The 17035-nt window shown below is 58.6% G+C and carries 20 protein-coding genes; 10 read left to right on the top strand and 10 right to left on the bottom strand.

Translation table 11 applies throughout. The features are described from left to right. Positions 1–26: 26 nt before the first annotated feature. Positions 27–1079 (top strand): recombinase RecA, encoded by a 1053-nt coding sequence (gene recA / locus AB4N43_RS10935; RefSeq protein ID WP_007907270.1) that lies wholly within the window; start codon positions 27–29, stop codon positions 1077–1079. An 8-nt stretch (positions 1080–1087) separates the two neighbouring features. After that, positions 1088–1555 (top strand): recombination regulator RecX, encoded by a 468-nt coding sequence (gene recX / locus AB4N43_RS10930; protein ID WP_027925005.1) that lies wholly within the window; start codon positions 1088–1090, stop codon positions 1553–1555. A 44-nt stretch (positions 1556–1599) separates the two neighbouring features. On the opposite strand, the gene AB4N43_RS10925 is transcribed toward recX, so the two are convergent. Continuing rightward, on the bottom strand, positions 1600–2718 hold the full coding sequence (locus tag AB4N43_RS10925; protein WP_027925006.1) for an LOG family protein: 1119 nt from the start codon (positions 2716–2718) through the stop codon (positions 1600–1602). Between the two features lie 371 nt (positions 2719–3089). Between AB4N43_RS10925 and AB4N43_RS10920 the strand changes: the two genes are divergently transcribed. Further along, positions 3090–3284: a hypothetical protein gene (locus tag AB4N43_RS10920; protein ID WP_027925007.1), complete on the top strand. Its 195-nt coding sequence runs from the start codon at positions 3090–3092 to the stop codon at positions 3282–3284. Here the strand turns inward: AB4N43_RS10920 and AB4N43_RS10915 are convergent, their stop codons facing one another. Further along, entirely contained in the window at positions 3285–3710 is a 426-nt protein-coding gene (locus AB4N43_RS10915) for a PA3611 family quorum-sensing-regulated virulence factor (protein ID WP_027925008.1), read from the bottom strand. A gap of 189 nt (positions 3711–3899) precedes the next feature. Between AB4N43_RS10915 and AB4N43_RS10910 the strand changes: the two genes are divergently transcribed. From AB4N43_RS10910 to AB4N43_RS10900, 3 genes are all read left to right on the top strand, one after another. Further along, positions 3900–4658 carry a tRNA-uridine aminocarboxypropyltransferase gene (locus AB4N43_RS10910; protein ID WP_460154005.1) on the top strand — a complete coding sequence of 253 codons (759 nt, stop codon included), beginning with the start codon at positions 3900–3902 and terminating at the stop codon, positions 4656–4658. 196 nt (positions 4659–4854) lie between these two features. Further along, on the top strand, positions 4855–5505 hold the full coding sequence (gene erdR, locus AB4N43_RS10905) for a response regulator transcription factor ErdR (protein ID WP_027925010.1): 651 nt from the start codon (positions 4855–4857) through the stop codon (positions 5503–5505). A gap of 75 nt (positions 5506–5580) precedes the next feature. After that, the gene (locus AB4N43_RS10900) at positions 5581–5943 is read left to right on the top strand and encodes a diacylglycerol kinase (RefSeq protein ID WP_008010143.1); all 363 of its coding nucleotides are present in this window, start codon (positions 5581–5583) and stop codon (positions 5941–5943) included. Here the strand turns inward: AB4N43_RS10900 and AB4N43_RS10895 are convergent. Beyond that, positions 5940–6866, bottom strand: coding sequence for a LysR family transcriptional regulator (locus AB4N43_RS10895; RefSeq protein ID WP_027925011.1), 927 nt, complete (start codon positions 6864–6866; stop codon positions 5940–5942). The genes AB4N43_RS10900 and AB4N43_RS10895 overlap by 4 nt on opposite strands. 122 nt (positions 6867–6988) lie before the next feature. Here AB4N43_RS10895 and fpr point away from each other — a divergent pair, with 122 nt between their 5' ends. Then, entirely contained in the window at positions 6989–7768 is a 780-nt protein-coding gene (gene fpr, locus AB4N43_RS10890) for a ferredoxin-NADP reductase (RefSeq protein ID WP_003443014.1), read from the top strand. Between the two features lie 123 nt (positions 7769–7891). Here the strand turns inward: fpr and tsaA are convergent, their stop codons facing one another. The 6 genes from tsaA to rimO all read right to left on the bottom strand — a co-directional run bounded on the left by tsaA (position 7892) and on the right by rimO (position 12981). After that, entirely contained in the window at positions 7892–8590 is a 699-nt protein-coding gene (gene tsaA, locus AB4N43_RS10885) for a tRNA (N6-threonylcarbamoyladenosine(37)-N6)-methyltransferase TrmO (protein ID WP_194939921.1), read from the bottom strand. Between the two features lie 161 nt (positions 8591–8751). Continuing rightward, the gene (locus tag AB4N43_RS10880; RefSeq protein WP_027925013.1) at positions 8752–9522 is read right to left on the bottom strand and encodes an SDR family oxidoreductase; all 771 of its coding nucleotides are present in this window, start codon (positions 9520–9522) and stop codon (positions 8752–8754) included. A gap of 193 nt (positions 9523–9715) precedes the next feature. Continuing rightward, positions 9716–10186, bottom strand: a complete 471-nt coding sequence (locus tag AB4N43_RS10875; RefSeq protein WP_008010137.1) for a YehS family protein — start codon at positions 10184–10186, stop codon at positions 9716–9718. Positions 10187–10262: 76 nt separating this feature from the next. Further along, the gene (locus tag AB4N43_RS10870) at positions 10263–10973 is read right to left on the bottom strand and encodes an rRNA pseudouridine synthase (protein WP_027925014.1); all 711 of its coding nucleotides are present in this window, start codon (positions 10971–10973) and stop codon (positions 10263–10265) included. 83 nt (positions 10974–11056) lie between these two features. Next, positions 11057–11530 carry a GNAT family N-acetyltransferase gene (locus AB4N43_RS10865; protein WP_027925015.1) on the bottom strand — a complete coding sequence of 158 codons (474 nt, stop codon included), beginning with the start codon at positions 11528–11530 and terminating at the stop codon, positions 11057–11059. Between the two features lie 113 nt (positions 11531–11643). After that, positions 11644–12981 carry a 30S ribosomal protein S12 methylthiotransferase RimO gene (gene rimO / locus AB4N43_RS10860; RefSeq protein WP_027925016.1) on the bottom strand — a complete coding sequence of 446 codons (1338 nt, stop codon included), beginning with the start codon at positions 12979–12981 and terminating at the stop codon, positions 11644–11646. A gap of 288 nt (positions 12982–13269) precedes the next feature. On the opposite strand from rimO, the gene AB4N43_RS10855 reads away from it, so the two are divergent. Continuing rightward, entirely contained in the window at positions 13270–15171 is a 1902-nt protein-coding gene (locus AB4N43_RS10855; protein ID WP_027925018.1) for a potassium transporter Kup, read from the top strand. A 190-nt stretch (positions 15172–15361) separates the two neighbouring features. On the opposite strand, the gene AB4N43_RS10850 is transcribed toward AB4N43_RS10855, so the two are convergent. Then, positions 15362–15685: a DUF3077 domain-containing protein gene (locus AB4N43_RS10850; RefSeq protein ID WP_027925019.1), complete on the bottom strand. Its 324-nt coding sequence runs from the start codon at positions 15683–15685 to the stop codon at positions 15362–15364. A gap of 531 nt (positions 15686–16216) precedes the next feature. Here AB4N43_RS10850 and AB4N43_RS10845 point away from each other — a divergent pair. After that, positions 16217–16507, top strand: a complete 291-nt coding sequence (locus AB4N43_RS10845) for a Phd-YefM (RefSeq protein ID WP_027925020.1) — start codon at positions 16217–16219, stop codon at positions 16505–16507. Between the two features lie 71 nt (positions 16508–16578). After that, positions 16579–16806, top strand: a complete 228-nt coding sequence (locus AB4N43_RS10840) for a type II toxin-antitoxin system RelE family toxin (protein ID WP_460153999.1) — start codon at positions 16579–16581, stop codon at positions 16804–16806. Positions 16807–17035 lie beyond the last annotated feature (229 nt).

The following is a 17035-nucleotide window of genomic DNA, read 5'->3' as shown; positions in this document are numbered from 1 at the left end:
GCCTTATTGATTACGTGAGGACTTTAATGGACGACAACAAGAAGAAAGCCTTGGCTGCGGCCCTGGGTCAGATCGAACGTCAATTCGGCAAGGGTGCCGTAATGCGTATGGGCGATCAGGACCGTCAGGCGATCCCGGCTATCTCCACTGGCTCTCTGGGTCTGGACATCGCGCTCGGCATTGGCGGCCTGCCAAAAGGCCGTATCGTTGAAATCTACGGTCCTGAATCCTCCGGTAAAACCACACTGACACTGTCCGTGATCGCCCAGGCTCAAAAAGCCGGCGCGACCTGCGCATTCGTCGATGCCGAACACGCCCTTGATCCTGAGTACGCCGGCAAACTGGGCGTCAACGTTGACGACCTGCTGGTTTCGCAGCCGGACACCGGCGAGCAGGCCCTGGAAATCACCGACATGCTGGTGCGTTCCAACGCCGTTGACGTGATCATCGTCGACTCCGTGGCCGCTCTGGTGCCAAAGGCAGAAATCGAAGGCGAAATGGGCGACATGCACGTCGGCTTGCAAGCCCGACTGATGTCCCAGGCGCTGCGTAAAATCACCGGTAACATCAAGAACGCCAACTGCCTGGTGATCTTCATCAACCAGATCCGTATGAAAATCGGCGTGATGTTCGGCAGCCCGGAAACCACCACCGGTGGTAACGCGCTGAAGTTCTACGCGTCGGTTCGTCTGGACATCCGTCGTACTGGCGCGGTGAAAGAAGGTGATGAAGTCGTCGGTAGCGAAACCCGCGTCAAGGTCGTGAAGAACAAAGTGGCTTCGCCGTTCCGTCAGGCCGAGTTCCAGATTCTTTACGGCAAAGGCATCTACCTCAATGGCGAGATGATCGACCTGGGTGTTCTGCACGGTTTCGTTGAGAAGTCCGGCGCCTGGTATGCCTATGAAGGCACCAAGATCGGTCAGGGCAAGGCCAACTCGGCCAAGTTCCTGGCAGACAATCCGGAAATCGCCGCCAAGCTCGAGAAGCAACTGCGTGACAAGTTGCTGACCCCGGCGCCGGACGTCAAAGCATCGCCAGTCAAAGAGACGGCTGATGACCTGGCTGACGCTGATATCTGATTGATCCGATGACCGCCGTACTCGATACACTCGTCGCGGTGCGGCGAACCGCAATGGACCTGCTCGCTCGACGCGAGCACGGTCGAGTCGAGCTGACGCGTAAACTGCGTCAGCGAGGCGCCCTCCCTGAAATGATCGACACAGCACTCGACCGCTTGACGGAAGAGGGCCTGCTGTCCGAATCCCGTTACCTCGAAAGCTTTGTTTCTTACCGCGCCCGCTCCGGTTATGGCCCTTTGCGTATTCGCGAGGAGCTTGGCCAGCGCGGTCTGCAACGGGCCGATATCGAACTCGCGTTGCGCGAGAGCGGTATCAACTGGCAGGAGCAGTTGGAGGATACCTGGCGGCGTAAATTTTCCGGGCATCTGCCGATAGATGCTCGGGAGCGTGCCAAGCAAGGGCGCTTCCTGAGTTATCGGGGATACTCCATGGAGATGATCAGCCGCTTGTTCAGTGGCCGGGGAATGGATGATTGATAAAAAATGGCCCGCTATTTCGATAGCGGGCCATTTTTTTTGCCTCACATAACCTTGGAGGGCTCGCGCGTGCGCTGCTGCGTTTGGGGGGTAGATTGCGCCCAGTTTTGCGGCAGGTTGATGTAGTCCACCAGTTCACGCAGGCGACCATGATCACGCGCGTTAAAGTTGAAGGCCAGTCGCGCCAAGTGGCTGAACTGCGCTTCATCGTGCTCTTCGCCGCTGTAGGCGTGCTGATGGAAGCGATCGCTCAGGCACAGGTCGGCAAATGCTTCCTGCATGTGGTCAAGCGTTTGCTCACTGAGGGTGTGGTTCATGCGAATCACAAACTGATGCTTGAGCCAGCGGCTGGAGTGGAAGTTGCTGTAGAACTGGTTGATCTGTTCCACCGCTTCTTCAGCGCTGTAGACAAGGCTCACAAGCTTCATGTCGGTCGGCAGGATGTAGCGGTTTTCCTCCAGTTGATGGTGAATGAAGTCCAGCGCGCCTTGCCAGAACTTGCCGCCCGGTGCGTCCAGTAATACCACCGGCACCAATGGGCTTTTGCCGGTCTGAATCAGTGTCAGTACTTCCAGCGCCTCATCCAGGGTGCCGAAACCGCCTGGGCACAGGACCAGTGCATCCGCTTCCTTGACGAAGAACAGCTTGCGGGTGAAAAAGAAGTGGAAGGGCAGCAGGTTGGCGGTGCCTTGCACCGTGGGGTTGGCATGTTGTTCGAACGGCAGGGTGATGTTAAAGCCCAGGCTGTGCTCCCTGCCGGCCCCTTCGTGCGCCGCCGCCATGATGCCGCCGCCAGCGCCAGTGATGACCATCAGGTCCGAGCGCGCCAGCGCGGCGCCCAGTTCTCGGGCCAGACCATACAGTGGGTGTTCGATCGGTGTTCGGGCCGAGCCAAACACGGTGACTTTACGTCGGCTGCGGAACTGCTCGAGTACACGGAAGGCGTGCTCCAGTTCGCGCAGGGTTTGAAGGGTTATCTTGGCATTCCAGCGGTTGTGATCTTCCTGGGCCATGCGCAGCACTGTCAGGATCATGTCGCGGTAGATGGGGATGTTGGGGCTGTTGGGTGACACCAGGTTGAGTTGTTCTTCGACCTTGTTGGTGAGGTCGTGGCCGCTTTCTTCAAAATGACGGCTTAGCAGGTCATTCGGTTGGTAAGGCATCAATTTCTCCTTCCATACAGGCTGTGTTTTCCCTTGAAGCAGGAAACATTCGCACACTTGGCACAACAAGACGCGTCGCGGGCGGCCCCTTTCCAGCCCGGAAAAGTGAATGGGATCACTATGAATCTAGACCCTCGCAGAGATTTACGCTGGCTTGATCATTGCGCCGCAAAGTGTTTCCTGGCAACCGCTTATTGACGATTTGCAAGGTGATTTCACCGCTCGTCTGAACGCACGCCGAGTGTCGGGCGCTCTGATTTACTAAGCTACAGATGCGACACGACAACTTTGCGTCAAAGGCAGGGCGCGCGGTTCTAGAAGTTGAAGGAATTTTCGCTCAAGCAGGGCGAGGAGCAGGGAGGCGGGATGTTATGGCCAGAGTGATTCTGGAGATCGATACGCGACTGTATCGATTGCTCAAGTCATCAGCCGAGACCCATCACGTGAGTCTCGAGGAGGAGTGCTGCCGACGTCTGGAGGGAACTGAGCGACGGTCACATTACTTGCAGGCGTTGCTGGCAGAATTGCGCGCCGAGGATGAACAACGGCGCGCCAAATCCGGGTGATTACTTTTTCTTCTTGGCCGCCGGTTGCAGGCAATCCGACTCCTTGAAGCGCTCGCTGGCCACCGGACGGTTGGTTTTGACCTCGGTGAACTCGTAGCGCATGGTCGCGCCCTTGGCCATCAGCTTGCGAAAGCCCGGGTTGTTGCACACGGTAGAGCCCAGCTGGAAGTAAACAGCCTTGGGGTCGGCGCGCATCTTGTCAGCGTGGCTGCTCTGGACGCTGAGGTGGTTGATCAGCTCGGTGCCTTCAACGGTATAACCCTGATCGAGAATATCTTCGTTGATCGCCCGTGGCGTGCCGACGCTGCTTTGGGCGGCTACGTTTTGCAGCATTTTGTTCAGTTCCGTGTCTTTCAAGGACGCAGCCTGAGCGCTGAAGGACGACGCCAGCAGAATGGCAGCGGTGGGAACGATAAGGCGCAGCATGAAACTCTCCTGGTTCAGTGACTGGTGCTTCGACCCGTCACATGACTGTGCGTTCAGTGGCGGCGAATTATAGGGGACGCGCTCCGGACGGTACAGGCTTGCGCTGGCTGCTCTGATAAACTGGCGGCACTTTATGCCCAGCCGAGTGCTTTTCGTGTCGATTTCCTCCTTCTGCCGGCGCTGCCTGCGATGAACCTTGCCATTCCGCCCTTTGCTGCCAACGCCGTGGCCCGCTTGCGCGATTCCCGAGAAGAAGAGGGGATCAAGCCGATTCAGGCCCGAGGCTGGAGGGCGCCGCGTTGCCGTTCCTGCCGGGTCATCGAGAGTCATTGTCTGTGCGCCTGGCGCCCGCAGGTCGAGGCGCGCTCCGGTGTGTGCCTGATCATGACCAACAAGGAAGTGTTCAAACCGAGCAACACCGGTTGGCTGATTGCCGATGTGGTACGCGACAACCATGCGTTTATCTGGTCTCGCACCGAGGTTGATGAACAATTGCTGGCGTTGCTGGCCGACCCGCAGTGGCAGCCCTATCTGGTGTTTCCGGGGGAATACGTTGAGCCCGAGCGTGTCACCAACACGGTGGACATGGACAGTTCGAAGCGTCCTCTGTTTATTCTGCTGGACGCCACCTGGACAGAAGCCCGGAAGATTTTCCGCAAAAGCCCTTACTTTGATTGCTTGCCGATCCTCAGCCTGTTGCCCGAGAAGCTGTCTCGATACCGATTGCGCAGGTCGACCCGCAGTGAGCATTTGTGCACCGCCGAAGTGGCTGCACTGTGCCTTGATCTGGCCGGGGATACCGCAGCGGCCTCGGCGCTGGACGCCTATTTCGACGTGTTCAGCCAGCATTACCTGGACGCGAAACGGCAACTGGACATGAACGTCGCCACGCCCGCTCATGCCGAGCTGATGCCCTTCGTGCAAAACTCGGCCCCAGCCATCTGCTGATTGTCGCCCATACTGCAAAGAACTGTACTGCCCATGCACCTTGACCACCCAGTCTTGGCTGGGCATGCTTGGCGCCGATTGGGGCGCGGCCAGGTTTGATACGCCGTTTTCAGCTGTTATTGGCGTTGAACGTGCCCCGTTGGTGCAGCTCCGTGGCTGTGCCTTGAGTCGTTTGAAAAACAGGATCATTTGAAAAATGGCCACATACGAAATCCTGATTGCCGATGATCACCCGCTGTTTCGAAGCGCGCTGCATCAGGCCGTGACTCTGGGCCTGGGCCCGGATGTTCGTCTGGTGGAAGTGGCGAGCATTGCCGAGCTGGAAGCCCGCCTGGATGAAAAGTCCGATTGGGATCTGGTGCTGCTGGATTTGAACATGCCCGGTGCCTACGGTTTTTCCGGGCTCGTGCTGTTGCGCGGTCAGTACCCGCAAATTCCGGTGGTGATGGTGTCCGCGCAGGAAGAAGCGTCGATCATGGTCAAGTCCCGTGAGTTCGGCGCCAGTGGGTTCATTCCAAAATCCAGCGACCTGAGCGTGATCCAGAAAGCCGTGCGTGCCGTACTGGACGGCGACGTATTCTGGCCGCCGCAAGCGTTTGAAGCGGTCAACGTTTCCGAGGAAGCCAAGGCCGCCAGCGAAGGCCTTGCCAGCCTGACACCCCAACAGTTCCGGGTGTTGACCATGGTCTGTGAAGGTTTGCTGAACAAACAGATTGCTTACGAGCTGAGTGTCTCGGAAGCAACGATCAAAGCCCATGTCACGGCGATCTTCCGCAAGCTGAATGTGCGGACCCGGACCCAGGCTGCACTACTCTTGCAACAACTTGAGTCAATTCCAAGCCACTAAACAGCTCCATGTTCACGCTATTTTGACTTTGCTTGATCTAGCGTTCCCATTCCTATCTGGTCAGTTGCCCACTCTATGTCACCTTTCAAAGGCCAAACCGGCCTCAAGCGTATCCTCAATGCCTCCGGCTATTCGCTGGATGGCCTGCGCGCAGCCTTCACCGGCGAAGCGGCCTTTCGCCAACTGGTGTTGCTCAACGTCATCCTGATTCCGCTGTCGTTCTTTTTGAACGTCAGCCGTGTCGAGCAGGCGCTGCTGATTGCCGTCTGCCTGTTGGCGCTGATCGTCGAGTTGCTGAACTCAGCGGTGGAAGCGGCCATCGATCGCATTTCCCTGGAATTGCACCCGCTGTCCAAGAACGCCAAGGACATGGGCAGCGCAGCTCAATTCGTGGCGCTGAGCATGATCGCGCTGGTCTGGGCGGTGATTCTGCTTTAAGCGATATTCGGCAGAACGATCTCGTCGCTGCGCTGAACCCCTGCGGTGAAAGCGCGGCACAGGTCGAGGAACTCGCGCATCGCCGATGTCTGATATTTCTGTTTGTGCCAGATGAAGTAGAACTGTCGCGCCAGGTCCAGGTCCGGTGTTTCCACGGGAACCAGGCTGCCACGACGGAACGCATCGCGCAGTGCCAGCCGTGAGATACACCCAATCCCCAATCCCGATTCCACTGCGCGCTTGATCGCTTCGGTGTGTTCCAGTTCGAGCCGGATATTCAGCGAGCTGCGATGGTGACGCATGGCCTGGTCGAAGGTCAGTCGTGTGCCAGAGCCTTGCTCACGCAATATCCATGCCTCGTGACTCAGCTCCTCCATGGTCGCGATACCGCGTTTGGCCAATGGATGCTGCGGTGCGCAGAACACCACCAGCTCATCCTCGACCCAGCTTTGCACTTCGATGTCCGGATGGCTGCAGTCGCCTTCAATTAGACCCAGATCAATTTCATAGTGGGCGACTTGTTGCACGATATTGGCAGTGTTCTGCACGTGCAGCTTCACCTGGCTTTCCGGATGACGCTGCATGAAGCTGCCGATCAGCAGGGTGGCCAGGTAGTTGCCGATGGTCAGGGTCGCACCGACCGCCAGCGAGCCGAAACCGGACTTGCCGTTGAGCAGGTCTTCGATTTCCTTGGACTGATCGAGCAGGGCCACGGCTTGGGGCAGCAGCTGTTTGCCGAGGGCATTGAGGCTCAGCCGTTTGCCGGCGCGGTCGAACAGCTGGCAGCTGGACTGGCGCTCCAGTTCGGTGATCGAGGTGCTCGCCGCCGATTGCGAGAGGTTGAGCAAGCCCGCAGCACGGGATACGCTTTCCTGCTGGGCGACGGCGACGAATACTTGAAGTTGACGGAGAGTAAATCGCATATCGATATAACCGATAACCCTTATCTTAATAATCCATTTAACAGATATTGTCTCTGCCTTTAGAATGCGATGCAATTGCGCACATCATCGGCGCAGGCAAAATCTCCAGGAGTCCCACGTACATGAGCAACATGAACCACGAGCGTGTCCTCAGTGTTCATCACTGGAACGACACTCTGTTCAGCTTCAAGTGCACCCGTGATCCGGGTCTGCGCTTCGAGAACGGTCAGTTCGTGATGATCGGCCTGCAACAGCCCAACGGCCGCCCGCTTATGCGCGCTTACTCGATTGCCAGCCCGAACTGGGAAGAGCATCTCGAGTTCTTCAGCATCAAAGTGCCTGATGGCCCGCTGACTTCCCAGTTGCAGCATCTGAAGGAAGGCGACGAGATCATCATCAGCAAGAAGCCTACCGGCACCCTGGTGCTGGATGACTTGAAGCCTGGCAAACATTTGTACCTGCTCAGCACCGGTACCGGTCTGGCGCCGTTCATGAGCGTCATCCAGGACCCGGAAACCTACGAGCGTTTCGAAAAAGTGATCCTGTGCCACGGCGTACGTTACGTCAACGAAGTCGCTTACCGCGAATTCATCACCGAGCACCTGCCGCAGAACGAATTTTTCGGCGAGGCCCTGCGTGACAAGTTGATCTACTACCCGACCGTGACCCGCGAGCCGTTCGAGAACGAAGGTCGCCTGACCGACCTGATGCGCAGCGGTAAGCTGTTCAGCGACATCGGCCTGCCACCGATCAACCCGCAGGACGACCGCGCCATGCTGTGCGGCAGCCCGAGCATGCTCGACGAGACCAGCGAAGTGCTGAACAGCTTCGGCCTGAAAGTGTCGCCGCGGATGCGCGAGCCGGGTGATTACCTGATCGAGCGAGCGTTCGTCGAGAAGTAAGCAATAGCGTTGTTTTACCTGTGGGAGCGAGCTTGCTCGCGATAGGGGAGTGTCAGTCGACATCAATATTGACTGACACACCGCCATCGCGAGCAAGCTCGCTCCCACAGTTGTTTCTGGTGTTTAGATTTTCGCGGGGATGACTTCCAGGACGCGGATAACCCCGGCCTCGGGATAATGCCAACGCACGTCCAGGTCCCAGAACTGTGCGCCGTATTCCCGCTCCGGTGTAGGAATCTGGTACGCCGGACGTGGGTCTTGTGCCAGGCATTGCTCGATCAACGCCACCAAGGGCTCTTCAAGGCGCTGAGCATGGCCATGAGCCTGTTGCAGCGCGGCATCCGTCCACTGCACGGGAATCAGCTGCGGCGCGGCGCTGGCGATGTTGTTGGAGGCGCTGTCGATGATGTCGGCGTAAGGCACGTAAGGTTTGATGTCGAGAATCGGCGTGCCGTCCAGCAAGTCGATCCCGGATATCCACAGGCGATTGGCTTCGACCTTGTCCAGCTTGACCACGGATTGACCGATGCCGTTGGGCCGATGCGTAGCGCGGGTGGCGAATACGCCCATGGATTTGTTGCCGCCTAGACGAGGCGGGCGGACTTTCAAGCGCGGTTTTTCTTCCAGGGCCTGGTGGAACAGGAACAGCAACCAGACGTGACTGACCTGTTCCAGGCCTTGCACCGCATCGCCCTGATCGAACGGCGCGACCAACTCCAGTACACCGCGAGCGGCCGGGGCCAGTTGCGGTTGGCGCGGGATGGCGAACTTCTCCTTGAAGCAGGAGCGCACGAAGCCGATGGGGGAAACGCTGTAGGTCATGATCTGGGGTCGAGGCGGGGTCAGGACGGGCATGATAACCCGAGCGGCCACAGGATCGGTGGTGCCAGTCAGTCCGTCATCGCGGGCAAGCCTCGCTCCCACAGGGAAATGCATTCCAACGGTGGGCGCGTGGCTTGCCCGCGATGGCCGCACCGCCAATCTCAGAGACTGAACCCACCATCCAAAGGAATAATATTCCCGGTCATATACGCCCCCGCCGTACTCGCCAGACTGATCGCCAGCGCCGCCATCTCTTCCTCTCGGCCCCAACGCTTCATCGGAATCAGCGCCGTATCCTCGGCCAACGCCTGTTCATCATTGCCAATGTGCTGGGTCATCTTGCTCGGGAAACGCCCCGGCGCGATCACGTTGACGTTGATGTGCTGGCTCACCAGTTCCCGCGCCAGAATCCGCGACAATTGATGTAGGGCGGCTTTACTTGGCCCGTAGGCATACGCCTGCTCACCAAAGGACGAAATCCCGGCCACCGAGCCGATGTTGATGATCCGCGCCGGATTGGCTTCGGAGCCGGCTTTGCGCAGCAGCGGCAAAAACTGCTGAATGCAGTTGAACACCGACGTCACGTTGAGCTGCATGACCTTTTCCCAACCCTTGACCGGGTAGCTCTCCAGCGGAGCGCCCCACGTTGTGCCGGCGTTGTTCACCAGAATATCCAGATGAGTGATCTGCTCGCCCAGGCGCGTAGCCAGTTGAAGCACACCTTCTTCGGTGGCCAGGTTGGCCGCTACGCCATGGCAGCGCCCGAATGCGTTCAACTCGTCAGCCGTTTGCCGGCAAGCTTCAGCATCCCGGGCGCAGACGTACACGGTTGCGCCGGCTTCGACATAAGCCTTGGCGATCATTTTGCCGATACCACGGGTGCCACCGGTCACCAGTGCAGTGCGGCCTTGCAGGGAAAAGTACGGGTGCATGGCGAATCCTGAGCGTTGAGGGTCAGTACACCCTAGTCGTCAGTCGCCGTCAGCGGAGCCACTATTTTTGCGAGGAATGAGGGGCCATTCGGCCCAGTCTGAGTCCGCTTCTGTAGGAACACAGCTTGCTGGCGATGGCGTTTTGAAGATCGCTATCGCACAGCAAGCTGTGCTCCTACAGGGGACGAGGCGCTTACTGCGGCCGAACGCGCAGGGTCAGGCCTTTGAGGAAGTTGCGCAGCAACTGGTCGCCACAGGTGCGGTAGTTGGTGTGGCCGAACTTGCGGAACAGCGCGCTTAGCTCAGGCTTGGACACCGGAAACTCGGCAGCCTTGAGGATCGCGTGCATGTCGTCTTCTTTCAGTTCGAAGGCCACGCGCAGCTTTTTCAGGATGATGTTGTTGGTCACCGGGACTTCGATCGGCTGCGGTGGACGGCTTTCGTCCTTGCCGCGCTTGAAGATCACCAGGCCATCGAGGAAGTGCGCCATGACTTCATCCGGGCAGCGGACGAAGCCTTCTTCGTCTTCTTCTTTCTTGTCGAGGTAAGTCAGCAGGTCTTCCATGGACACGTCCATGCCGCCGAGCTTGATGATCTCGATGACCTTCTTGTCGCTGATGTCCAGCATGTAGCGAACGCTGCGCAATACGTCGTTATGAATCATGGTGTGCAATCCTGATATTCAGCAGTGGGCGCCGCAGCAAACAGCGGCGCCGGAATGTGTGGCGGCGGGAGAAGCCTTAGAACTTCTCTTTGCCGGACAGGTAGCGCCATTGGCCCAGCGGCACTTTGCCGATGGACACACCGCCGATGCGGATGCGGCGGATGGCGACGACCTTCAGGCCGACGGCCTGGCAAAACAGGGCGATCACGCCCGGTTGCGGGTTCTTCATCGCAAAGCGCAGGCGGTTTTCGTTCTGCCAGCTGGCCTTGACCGGCGGCAGTTCCTTGCCCTTGTACGTCAGGCCGTGGTTCAGGCGGTTAAGGCCGTGAGCCACCATATCGCCTTCAACCTCGACCACATACTCTTGCTCGATCTTGCTGGCATCGGCAGTGAGTTTGCGCAGAATCTTCCAGTCCTGGGTGAACACCAGCAAACCGCTGGCGTTGGCCTGCAGGTCGGTGCTGGCGGTCAGGCGCAGGAAATGGCCCTTGAGCGGACGTTTGCTGAAGCGGTGTTCTTCGCTCAGCGTCTCGGCGCTCAGGGTGGCCATGGCGGTGTCCGCGTCCATGCCCACGGGCACGTTCAACAGGATAGTCACCGGTTCTGGTGCAGTGGCCTTGGCCTCGGGGTCGAGTTCGACTTTTTGCGTGCCGACCTTGAATTGCGGCTCGTCGATGACTTCACCGTCCACGGTCACCCAGCCGCCCTCGATGAACAGCTCCGCCTCCCGACGGGAACAGCCGACGAGTTCGATGAGGCGTTTGGAGAGACGAATCGGGTCAGTCATGACAGGGCCGTAACAAAAAAGGGGTGGGCATTGTACCTGCGTGGCGCCGGTTAATCGCGGGTCCATTTTGCAAGGTGAGACTTTTAGCCGCGTTGAGCGCGCTGATCTGCCTGCTTCATGCGCATATGCAACAGCGGATAAGGCTGGCCCATGCCGTCAAACTCGGAACGGCCGATCACTTCGAAGCCTTGTTTGAAGTAAAATCCCAGCGCTTGCGGGTTCTGTTCGTTGACGTCCAGTTCGTCGGCATTCAGGTGTTCCATGGCATAGCGTAGCAACTGTTTGCCCAGGCCCTGGCCGCGGTGGGCGGGATCGATGAAGAGCATTTCGATCTTGCCGGCGGCGACCCCGGCGAACCCGGTGATGCGTTGGCGCGGGTCCCGGGTGCAAATCAGCATCACGGCATCGAGGTAGCGGGTCAGCACCAGATCTTTCAACAACAGGATGTAACTGTCTGGCAGAAAGTCATGGGTGGCGCGCACCGAGGCCTCCCAGACCCGGGTGAGTTCTTCGTAGTCACTGTGTTTCGGGGTGTGGATGACCGAATGATGGCGCATGGCCGGATGTCCTGTGTGCAGTGGGGTGTGCGAGTCCTTTCTCCCACAAAACGATAGACGTAAAAAAGCCCCGCATCTCGTCAAGAGAGCAGGGCTTTTCGTATTTTTTGCGTTTAGATCTGTTCAGCCCACAGGTCGTATTCGTCGGCGTCGGTCACTTTGCACCAGACTTTGTCGCCCGGCTTCAAGTTGCTGCCGTTGTCGATGAACACGTTGCCGTCGATTTCCGGGGCGTCGAAGAAGCAACGCCCAACCGCGCCTTGCTCGTCGACTTCGTCCACCAACACTTCGATTTCACGGCCGATGCGCAGTTGCAGGCGCGCCGAGCTGATCGCTTGCTGGTGCGCCATGAAGCGGTCCCAGCGGTCTTGCTTGACGTCGTCCGGCACGATGGCCGCGTCCAGCAGGTTGGCCGGGGCGCCTTCGACGGGCGAGTACTGGAAGCAGCCGACGCGGTCGAGCTGGGCTTCGGTCAGCCAGTCCAGCAGGTACTGGAAATCTTCTTCGGTTTCGCCAGGGAAGCCGACGATGAAGGTCGAACGGATGATCAGGTCCGGGCAGATCTCGCGCCAGTTCTTGATGCGCGCCAGGGTCTTGTCTTCGAAGGCCGGGCGTTTCATGGCTTTCAGGACTTTCGGGCTGGCGTGCTGGAACGGGATGTCCAGGTACGGCAGGATCTTGCCGGCGGCCATCAACGGGATCAGCTCGTCGACGTGCGGGTACGGGTAAACGTAGTGCAGGCGAACCCAGACGCCGAGGGAGCTCAGGGCTTCGCAGAGTTCGGTCATGCGGGTTTTCACCGGCGCGCCGTTCCAGAAACCGGTGCGGTATTTCACATCAACGCCGTAAGCGCTGGTGTCTTGGGAAATTACCAGCAGCTCTTTGACGCCGGCCTTGACCAGGCGCTGAGCCTCGTCGAGCACGTCACCGACCGGACGGCTGACCAGTTTGCCGCGCATCGACGGGATGATGCAGAAGCTGCAGCTGTGGTTGCAGCCTTCGGAAATCTTCAGGTAGGCGTAGTGGCGCGGGGTCAGCTTGATGCCTTGCGGCGGCACCAGGTCGATCAGCGGGTTGTGATCCTGACGCGGCGGCACGGCGTCGTGCACGGCGTTGACCACTTGCTCGTACTGCTGCGGACCGGTCACGGCCAGCACGCTTGGGTGCACCTTGCGAATGTTGCCTTCTTCGACGCCCATGCAGCCGGTCACGATAACCTTGCCGTTTTCCTTGATGGCTTCGCCGATCACTTCCAGCGATTCAGCCTTGGCCGAGTCGATGAAGCCGCAGGTGTTGACCACCACGACATCGGCGTCCTCGTAAGTGGACACGACGTCATAGCCTTCCATGCGCAGCTGGGTAAGGATGCGCTCGGAGTCGACCAGTGCTTTGGGGCAACCCAGGGATACGAAGCCAACCTTTGGATTGGCCGGCGCAGGAGTGGTGGACATGTCTAACCTCGGTATTTGTGACGCCTCCAGCCGAGTCGGCAAGGCGACAAACGGGCGCTTTTCTGCGCCTCTGATCAAAAAGTGCGCAATTCTAGCGATCAGTCGTTCACTTGACCAGCTTTATGCAGGGAAATACGACGAGTGCTGCGCTATGCTTCGCGCCGTTAGGCTTTACCAAATATTTACAGTCAACATATCGTCTGTAACCTGAAGTAAAACAGCGCATGCTGCGTGGCAATGCATAGTGCTTCTTCCAAAGAAGTCCGTTCTGGGTAGTAGGAGTGGTGGATGGGTCAGGCAAGTAGTCAGGCAGCGAGCGCCGGGCATTCGGCGGCGAAGCCGATCGGCATGCTGGTCGCGGCGGTCGGGGTGGTTTACGGCGATATCGGCACAAGCCCGCTGTACACCCTCAAAGAAGTGTTTTCCGGTGGCTACGGCGTGCCGGTCAACCATGACGGCGTGCTGGGAATACTGGCGCTGATCTTCTGGTCGCTGATCTGGGTCGTCTCGATCAAGTACATGATGTTCGTGCTGCGCGCCGACAACCAGGGCGAGGGCGGGATCATGGCCCTGACGGCGCTGGCCAGACGGGCGGCGTCGGGGTATCCCAGGTTGCGAGGGTTGCTGGTGGTCTGCGGGCTGATCGGTGCGGCGCTGTTCTACGGGGACAGCATGATCACCCCGGCAATTTCCGTCCTCTCGGCGATTGAAGGTCTTGGCTTGGCGTTCGATGGCATCGACCATTGGGTGGTCCCGCTGTCGTTGGTCGTGCTGGTGGCGCTGTTCCTGATCCAGAGCCACGGCACCGCGCGAATCGGCATTCTGTTCGGGCCGATCATGGTCACCTGGTTTGTGGTGCTGGGGGCGCTGGGCGTCTACGGGATCATGCAGCACCCGGAGGTGTTGCAAGCGCTGAACCCGGTCTGGGGCGTGCGTTTCTTCACCCAGCACCCGGGCATGGGCGTGGCGATCCTCGGCGCGGTCGTGCTGGCGTTGACCGGCGCCGAAGCGCTGTACGCCGACATGGGCCACTTCGGTCGCAAGCCGATTGCCCGCGCCTGGTTCATCCTCGTGTTGCCGGCGCTGGTGCTGAACTACTTCGGCCAAGGCGCGCTGTTGCTGGGGGATCCGGAAGCCGCTCGTAACCCGTTCTATCTGTTGGCGCCAAGCTGGGCGTTGATCCCGCTGGTGGGCCTGTCGACCCTGGCCACGGTGATCGCCTCGCAAGCGGTGATTTCCGGTGCGTTCTCCCTGACCCGTCAGGCGATCCAGCTCGGCTACATTCCGCGCATGCACATCCGCCACACCTCCAGCGCCGAACAAGGCCAGATTTACATCGGTGCGGTGAACTGGGCGCTGATGGTCGGCGTGATCCTGCTGGTGCTGGGCTTCGAATCCTCCGGCGCCCTGGCCTCGGCGTACGGCGTGGCGGTGACCGGCACCATGCTGATGACCACCATCCTGGTGTCGGCGGTGATGTTGCTGCTGTGGAAATGGCCTCCGGTCCTCGCGGTGCCGGTGTTGATCGGCTTCCTGCTGGTGGACGGCCTGTACTTCGCCGCCAACGTGCCGAAAATCGTCCAGGGCGGCGCCTTCCCGGTGATCGCCGGTATCGCGTTGTTCGTGCTGATGACCACCTGGAAACGCGGCAAGCAATTGCTGGTCGAACGCATGGACGAAGGTGGGCTGCCCCTGCCGATTTTCATCAGCAGTATCCGTGTGCAACCGCCGCATCGCGTGCAGGGCACCGCCGTGTTCCTGACCGCACGCCCGGATGCGGTGCCTCATGCGCTGTTGCACAACCTGCTGCATAACCAAGTGCTGCACGAGCAAGTGGTGCTGCTGACGGTGGTCTACGAAGACATCCCACGGGTACCGCCGAGCCGACGCTTCGAAGTTGATTCCTACGGCGAAGGGTTCTTTCGGGTGATCCTGCACTTCGGTTTCGTCGACGAACCGGACGTGCCACAGGCGCTGAAACTGTGTCACCTCGATGACCTGGACTTCAGTCCGATGCGCACCACCTACTTCCTCAGCCGCGAGACGGTGATTGCCTCCAAGCTGGAAGGCATGGCCCGTTGGCGAGAGGGGTTGTTTGCGTTCATGTTGAAAAACGCCAATGGCAATTTGCGCTTCTTTAATCTGCCGTTGAACCGGGTGATTGAGCTGGGGACTCAGGTAGAAATGTAAGCCTCAACAAAAAGCCCCCGTTGCCGTGAAGGTGGCGGGGGCTTTTTTGTGTCTGGCATTTGATCCCGACCCAATGAAAATCCCTGTGGGAGCGGGCTTGCCCGCGATAGCGGTATGTCTGTCAAATCAATGCTGGATCTGCCGCCGTCATCGCGGGCAAGCCCGCTCCCACAAGGGAATTGCGGTGTTACTAGCTTACGGGACGCTCTTCTTCGGATTCGGTCTTTGTCCGGGCAGGTCGTGGGGTTAGGACCTTCAGCACATCATCAATGACTGCCTTACCCATTGCCGTCAGGTAGTGCGCGGCCCATGCGTGGCGGTCAGTGTCTCTTGCGTAGGCAGCATCCTCGGCGAATGATTTTCCGAGGAAGAGGAGGTCGGAGGCTTGGGCTAAAGCTTCGACGATGGGGACGCCGGCGCGGACGTTGAATAGCGCTTGATCCGAGCAGTAGATGAGGGGGGTGAAGCCGATGGTTTTTAAATCTGAAATCGCGGACGGATCTATTTTGCTCATTGTTTCGCTCCTTAAAACGAGGAGCTGCCACATTCGTTACCACACGAATGGGTGGCAGCTGTACGCAGGGTGGTAAACCGGAAGAGCAAAGGAACCGGCAGACCCGAAGGTCTCCCACGCACAGCCGCCATAACACTGGATGACAGGCGAAAACGCATGAAATCGTGTTGGGAGCGCTGTTGCACTTTGCTTTGCCGGGTTACCACACCCGATCACTGCATCTGCAGCGACGTCCGGAGACTATCCCGTCAAAGAAAAGAGAAAAGCGCAACAAGGCGGCAAAGTGCCCAAACGCGAGATTCGGAGTTTGCCTACAAGGTCTGCGGGCGTCATCTGATATTGCGACACCAGAAGTAAACGAAACTAAACACGGCGGGAGCGTTTACACGTCCTTCGGCTCACTTTTTCTCAGGGTGAAAAACGCTGGATGAGAAACTCGCGTTTTTTGCAGCTTGCTGTATGTCTAATTCAACGCAATACTCTGCGTAGAACTGTGTGTTCAAATTTGCATGATTGTGTAGAGAGGTGAGTATGACGGCATTACTGGAGCGTGCTGACCAAGCAATTTCGGTGACTGCAATGGTCAGGGGGTTCAGTGCGAGGCTAAAGGAGATTTCCAGCCGAGCCACCGAACGACTGGTCATTTTCAAAGACAACCAACCCGCAGCGGTCATTATCAATGTCGATGCGTATCAGGAAATGCTCGACGAGCTCGAGGACCTCCGGGTTGAAGCGGCGGCTCGAGAGCGACTGATCGGTTTTGATCAGGCCAAGGCTGTCAGCCACGACGATATGCGGGCGCGGTACGCCAAGAAAGACTAAAGGAGCTGTGGATGGTTTGGGGCGTTATCTATCATCCGGAGGTTCAGAAGGATCTGGATCTGCTGTGAGCTGTGGCGGCGAACCGCATTCTTGATGTGATCGAAGAGCGGATTATCAATGGTGAGCCAGATAAGAGCGGCAAGCCCCTAAGAGCCAGTCTTGCAGGTTGCAGACGGATCCGGACAGGCGACACACGAATTGTTTATCGAGTCGATGGCAAGGCCATTCAGGTACTGATCGTCGCAGTCGGAGCCCGACGTGATGAAGAGGTCTATGACGCCGCAGAGCGTCGCCTATAAGTAGACGCCTCCGTTGCCGTGAAGGTAGCGGGGGCTTTTTTGTGTCCGAACACATAACTTGAAGACGACGGAGACTCAATGTGAGAGCGGTGTTACTTGCTCTGGGGCAGTTTTTCTTCTGATTCGGTCTTTGTTTGGTTCGGTCGAGAGGTCAGAATCTATTGAACTGTGTTGACGGCTCGATTTTTCCAATAACAAAAGTGTCCACGTTTTATGGAGTGTGGACACT

It is taken from the genome of Pseudomonas sp. S2_B07 (genome assembly GCF_054668435.1).
This window is presented reverse-complemented; position numbering and strand designations above follow the sequence as displayed.

Excerpts from the sequence above, each read along its gene's own strand:
- AB4N43_RS10855 (WP_027925018.1), top strand. The coding sequence starts at position 13,270 with ATGGGTCAGGCAAGTAGTCAGGCAGCGAGCGCCGGGCATTCGGCGGCG.
- AB4N43_RS10915 (WP_027925008.1), bottom strand. The coding sequence starts at position 3,710 with ATGCTGCGCCTTATCGTTCCCACCGCTGCCATTCTGCTGGCGTCGTCC.
- erdR (WP_027925010.1), top strand. The coding sequence starts at position 4,855 with ATGGCCACATACGAAATCCTGATTGCCGATGATCACCCGCTGTTTCGA.
- tsaA (WP_194939921.1), bottom strand. The coding sequence starts at position 8,590 with ATGACCTACAGCGTTTCCCCCATCGGCTTCGTGCGCTCCTGCTTCAAG.
- AB4N43_RS10910 (WP_460154005.1), top strand. The coding sequence starts at position 3,900 with ATGAACCTTGCCATTCCGCCCTTTGCTGCCAACGCCGTGGCCCGCTTG.
- fpr (WP_003443014.1), top strand. The coding sequence starts at position 6,989 with ATGAGCAACATGAACCACGAGCGTGTCCTCAGTGTTCATCACTGGAAC.
- AB4N43_RS10920 (WP_027925007.1), top strand. The coding sequence starts at position 3,090 with ATGGCCAGAGTGATTCTGGAGATCGATACGCGACTGTATCGATTGCTC.
- AB4N43_RS10865 (WP_027925015.1), bottom strand. The coding sequence starts at position 11,530 with ATGCGCCATCATTCGGTCATCCACACCCCGAAACACAGTGACTACGAA.
- AB4N43_RS10870 (WP_027925014.1), bottom strand. The coding sequence starts at position 10,973 with ATGACTGACCCGATTCGTCTCTCCAAACGCCTCATCGAACTCGTCGGC.
- recX (WP_027925005.1), top strand. The coding sequence starts at position 1,088 with ATGACCGCCGTACTCGATACACTCGTCGCGGTGCGGCGAACCGCAATG.
- AB4N43_RS10900 (WP_008010143.1), top strand. The coding sequence starts at position 5,581 with ATGTCACCTTTCAAAGGCCAAACCGGCCTCAAGCGTATCCTCAATGCC.
- recA (WP_007907270.1), top strand. The coding sequence starts at position 27 with ATGGACGACAACAAGAAGAAAGCCTTGGCTGCGGCCCTGGGTCAGATC.
- AB4N43_RS10875 (WP_008010137.1), bottom strand. The coding sequence starts at position 10,186 with ATGATTCATAACGACGTATTGCGCAGCGTTCGCTACATGCTGGACATC.
- rimO (WP_027925016.1), bottom strand. The coding sequence starts at position 12,981 with ATGTCCACCACTCCTGCGCCGGCCAATCCAAAGGTTGGCTTCGTATCC.
- AB4N43_RS10880 (WP_027925013.1), bottom strand. The coding sequence starts at position 9,522 with ATGCACCCGTACTTTTCCCTGCAAGGCCGCACTGCACTGGTGACCGGT.
- AB4N43_RS10850 (WP_027925019.1), bottom strand. The coding sequence starts at position 15,685 with ATGAGCAAAATAGATCCGTCCGCGATTTCAGATTTAAAAACCATCGGC.
- AB4N43_RS10845 (WP_027925020.1), top strand. The coding sequence starts at position 16,217 with ATGACGGCATTACTGGAGCGTGCTGACCAAGCAATTTCGGTGACTGCA.
- AB4N43_RS10895 (WP_027925011.1), bottom strand. The coding sequence starts at position 6,866 with ATGCGATTTACTCTCCGTCAACTTCAAGTATTCGTCGCCGTCGCCCAG.
- AB4N43_RS10925 (WP_027925006.1), bottom strand. The coding sequence starts at position 2,718 with ATGCCTTACCAACCGAATGACCTGCTAAGCCGTCATTTTGAAGAAAGC.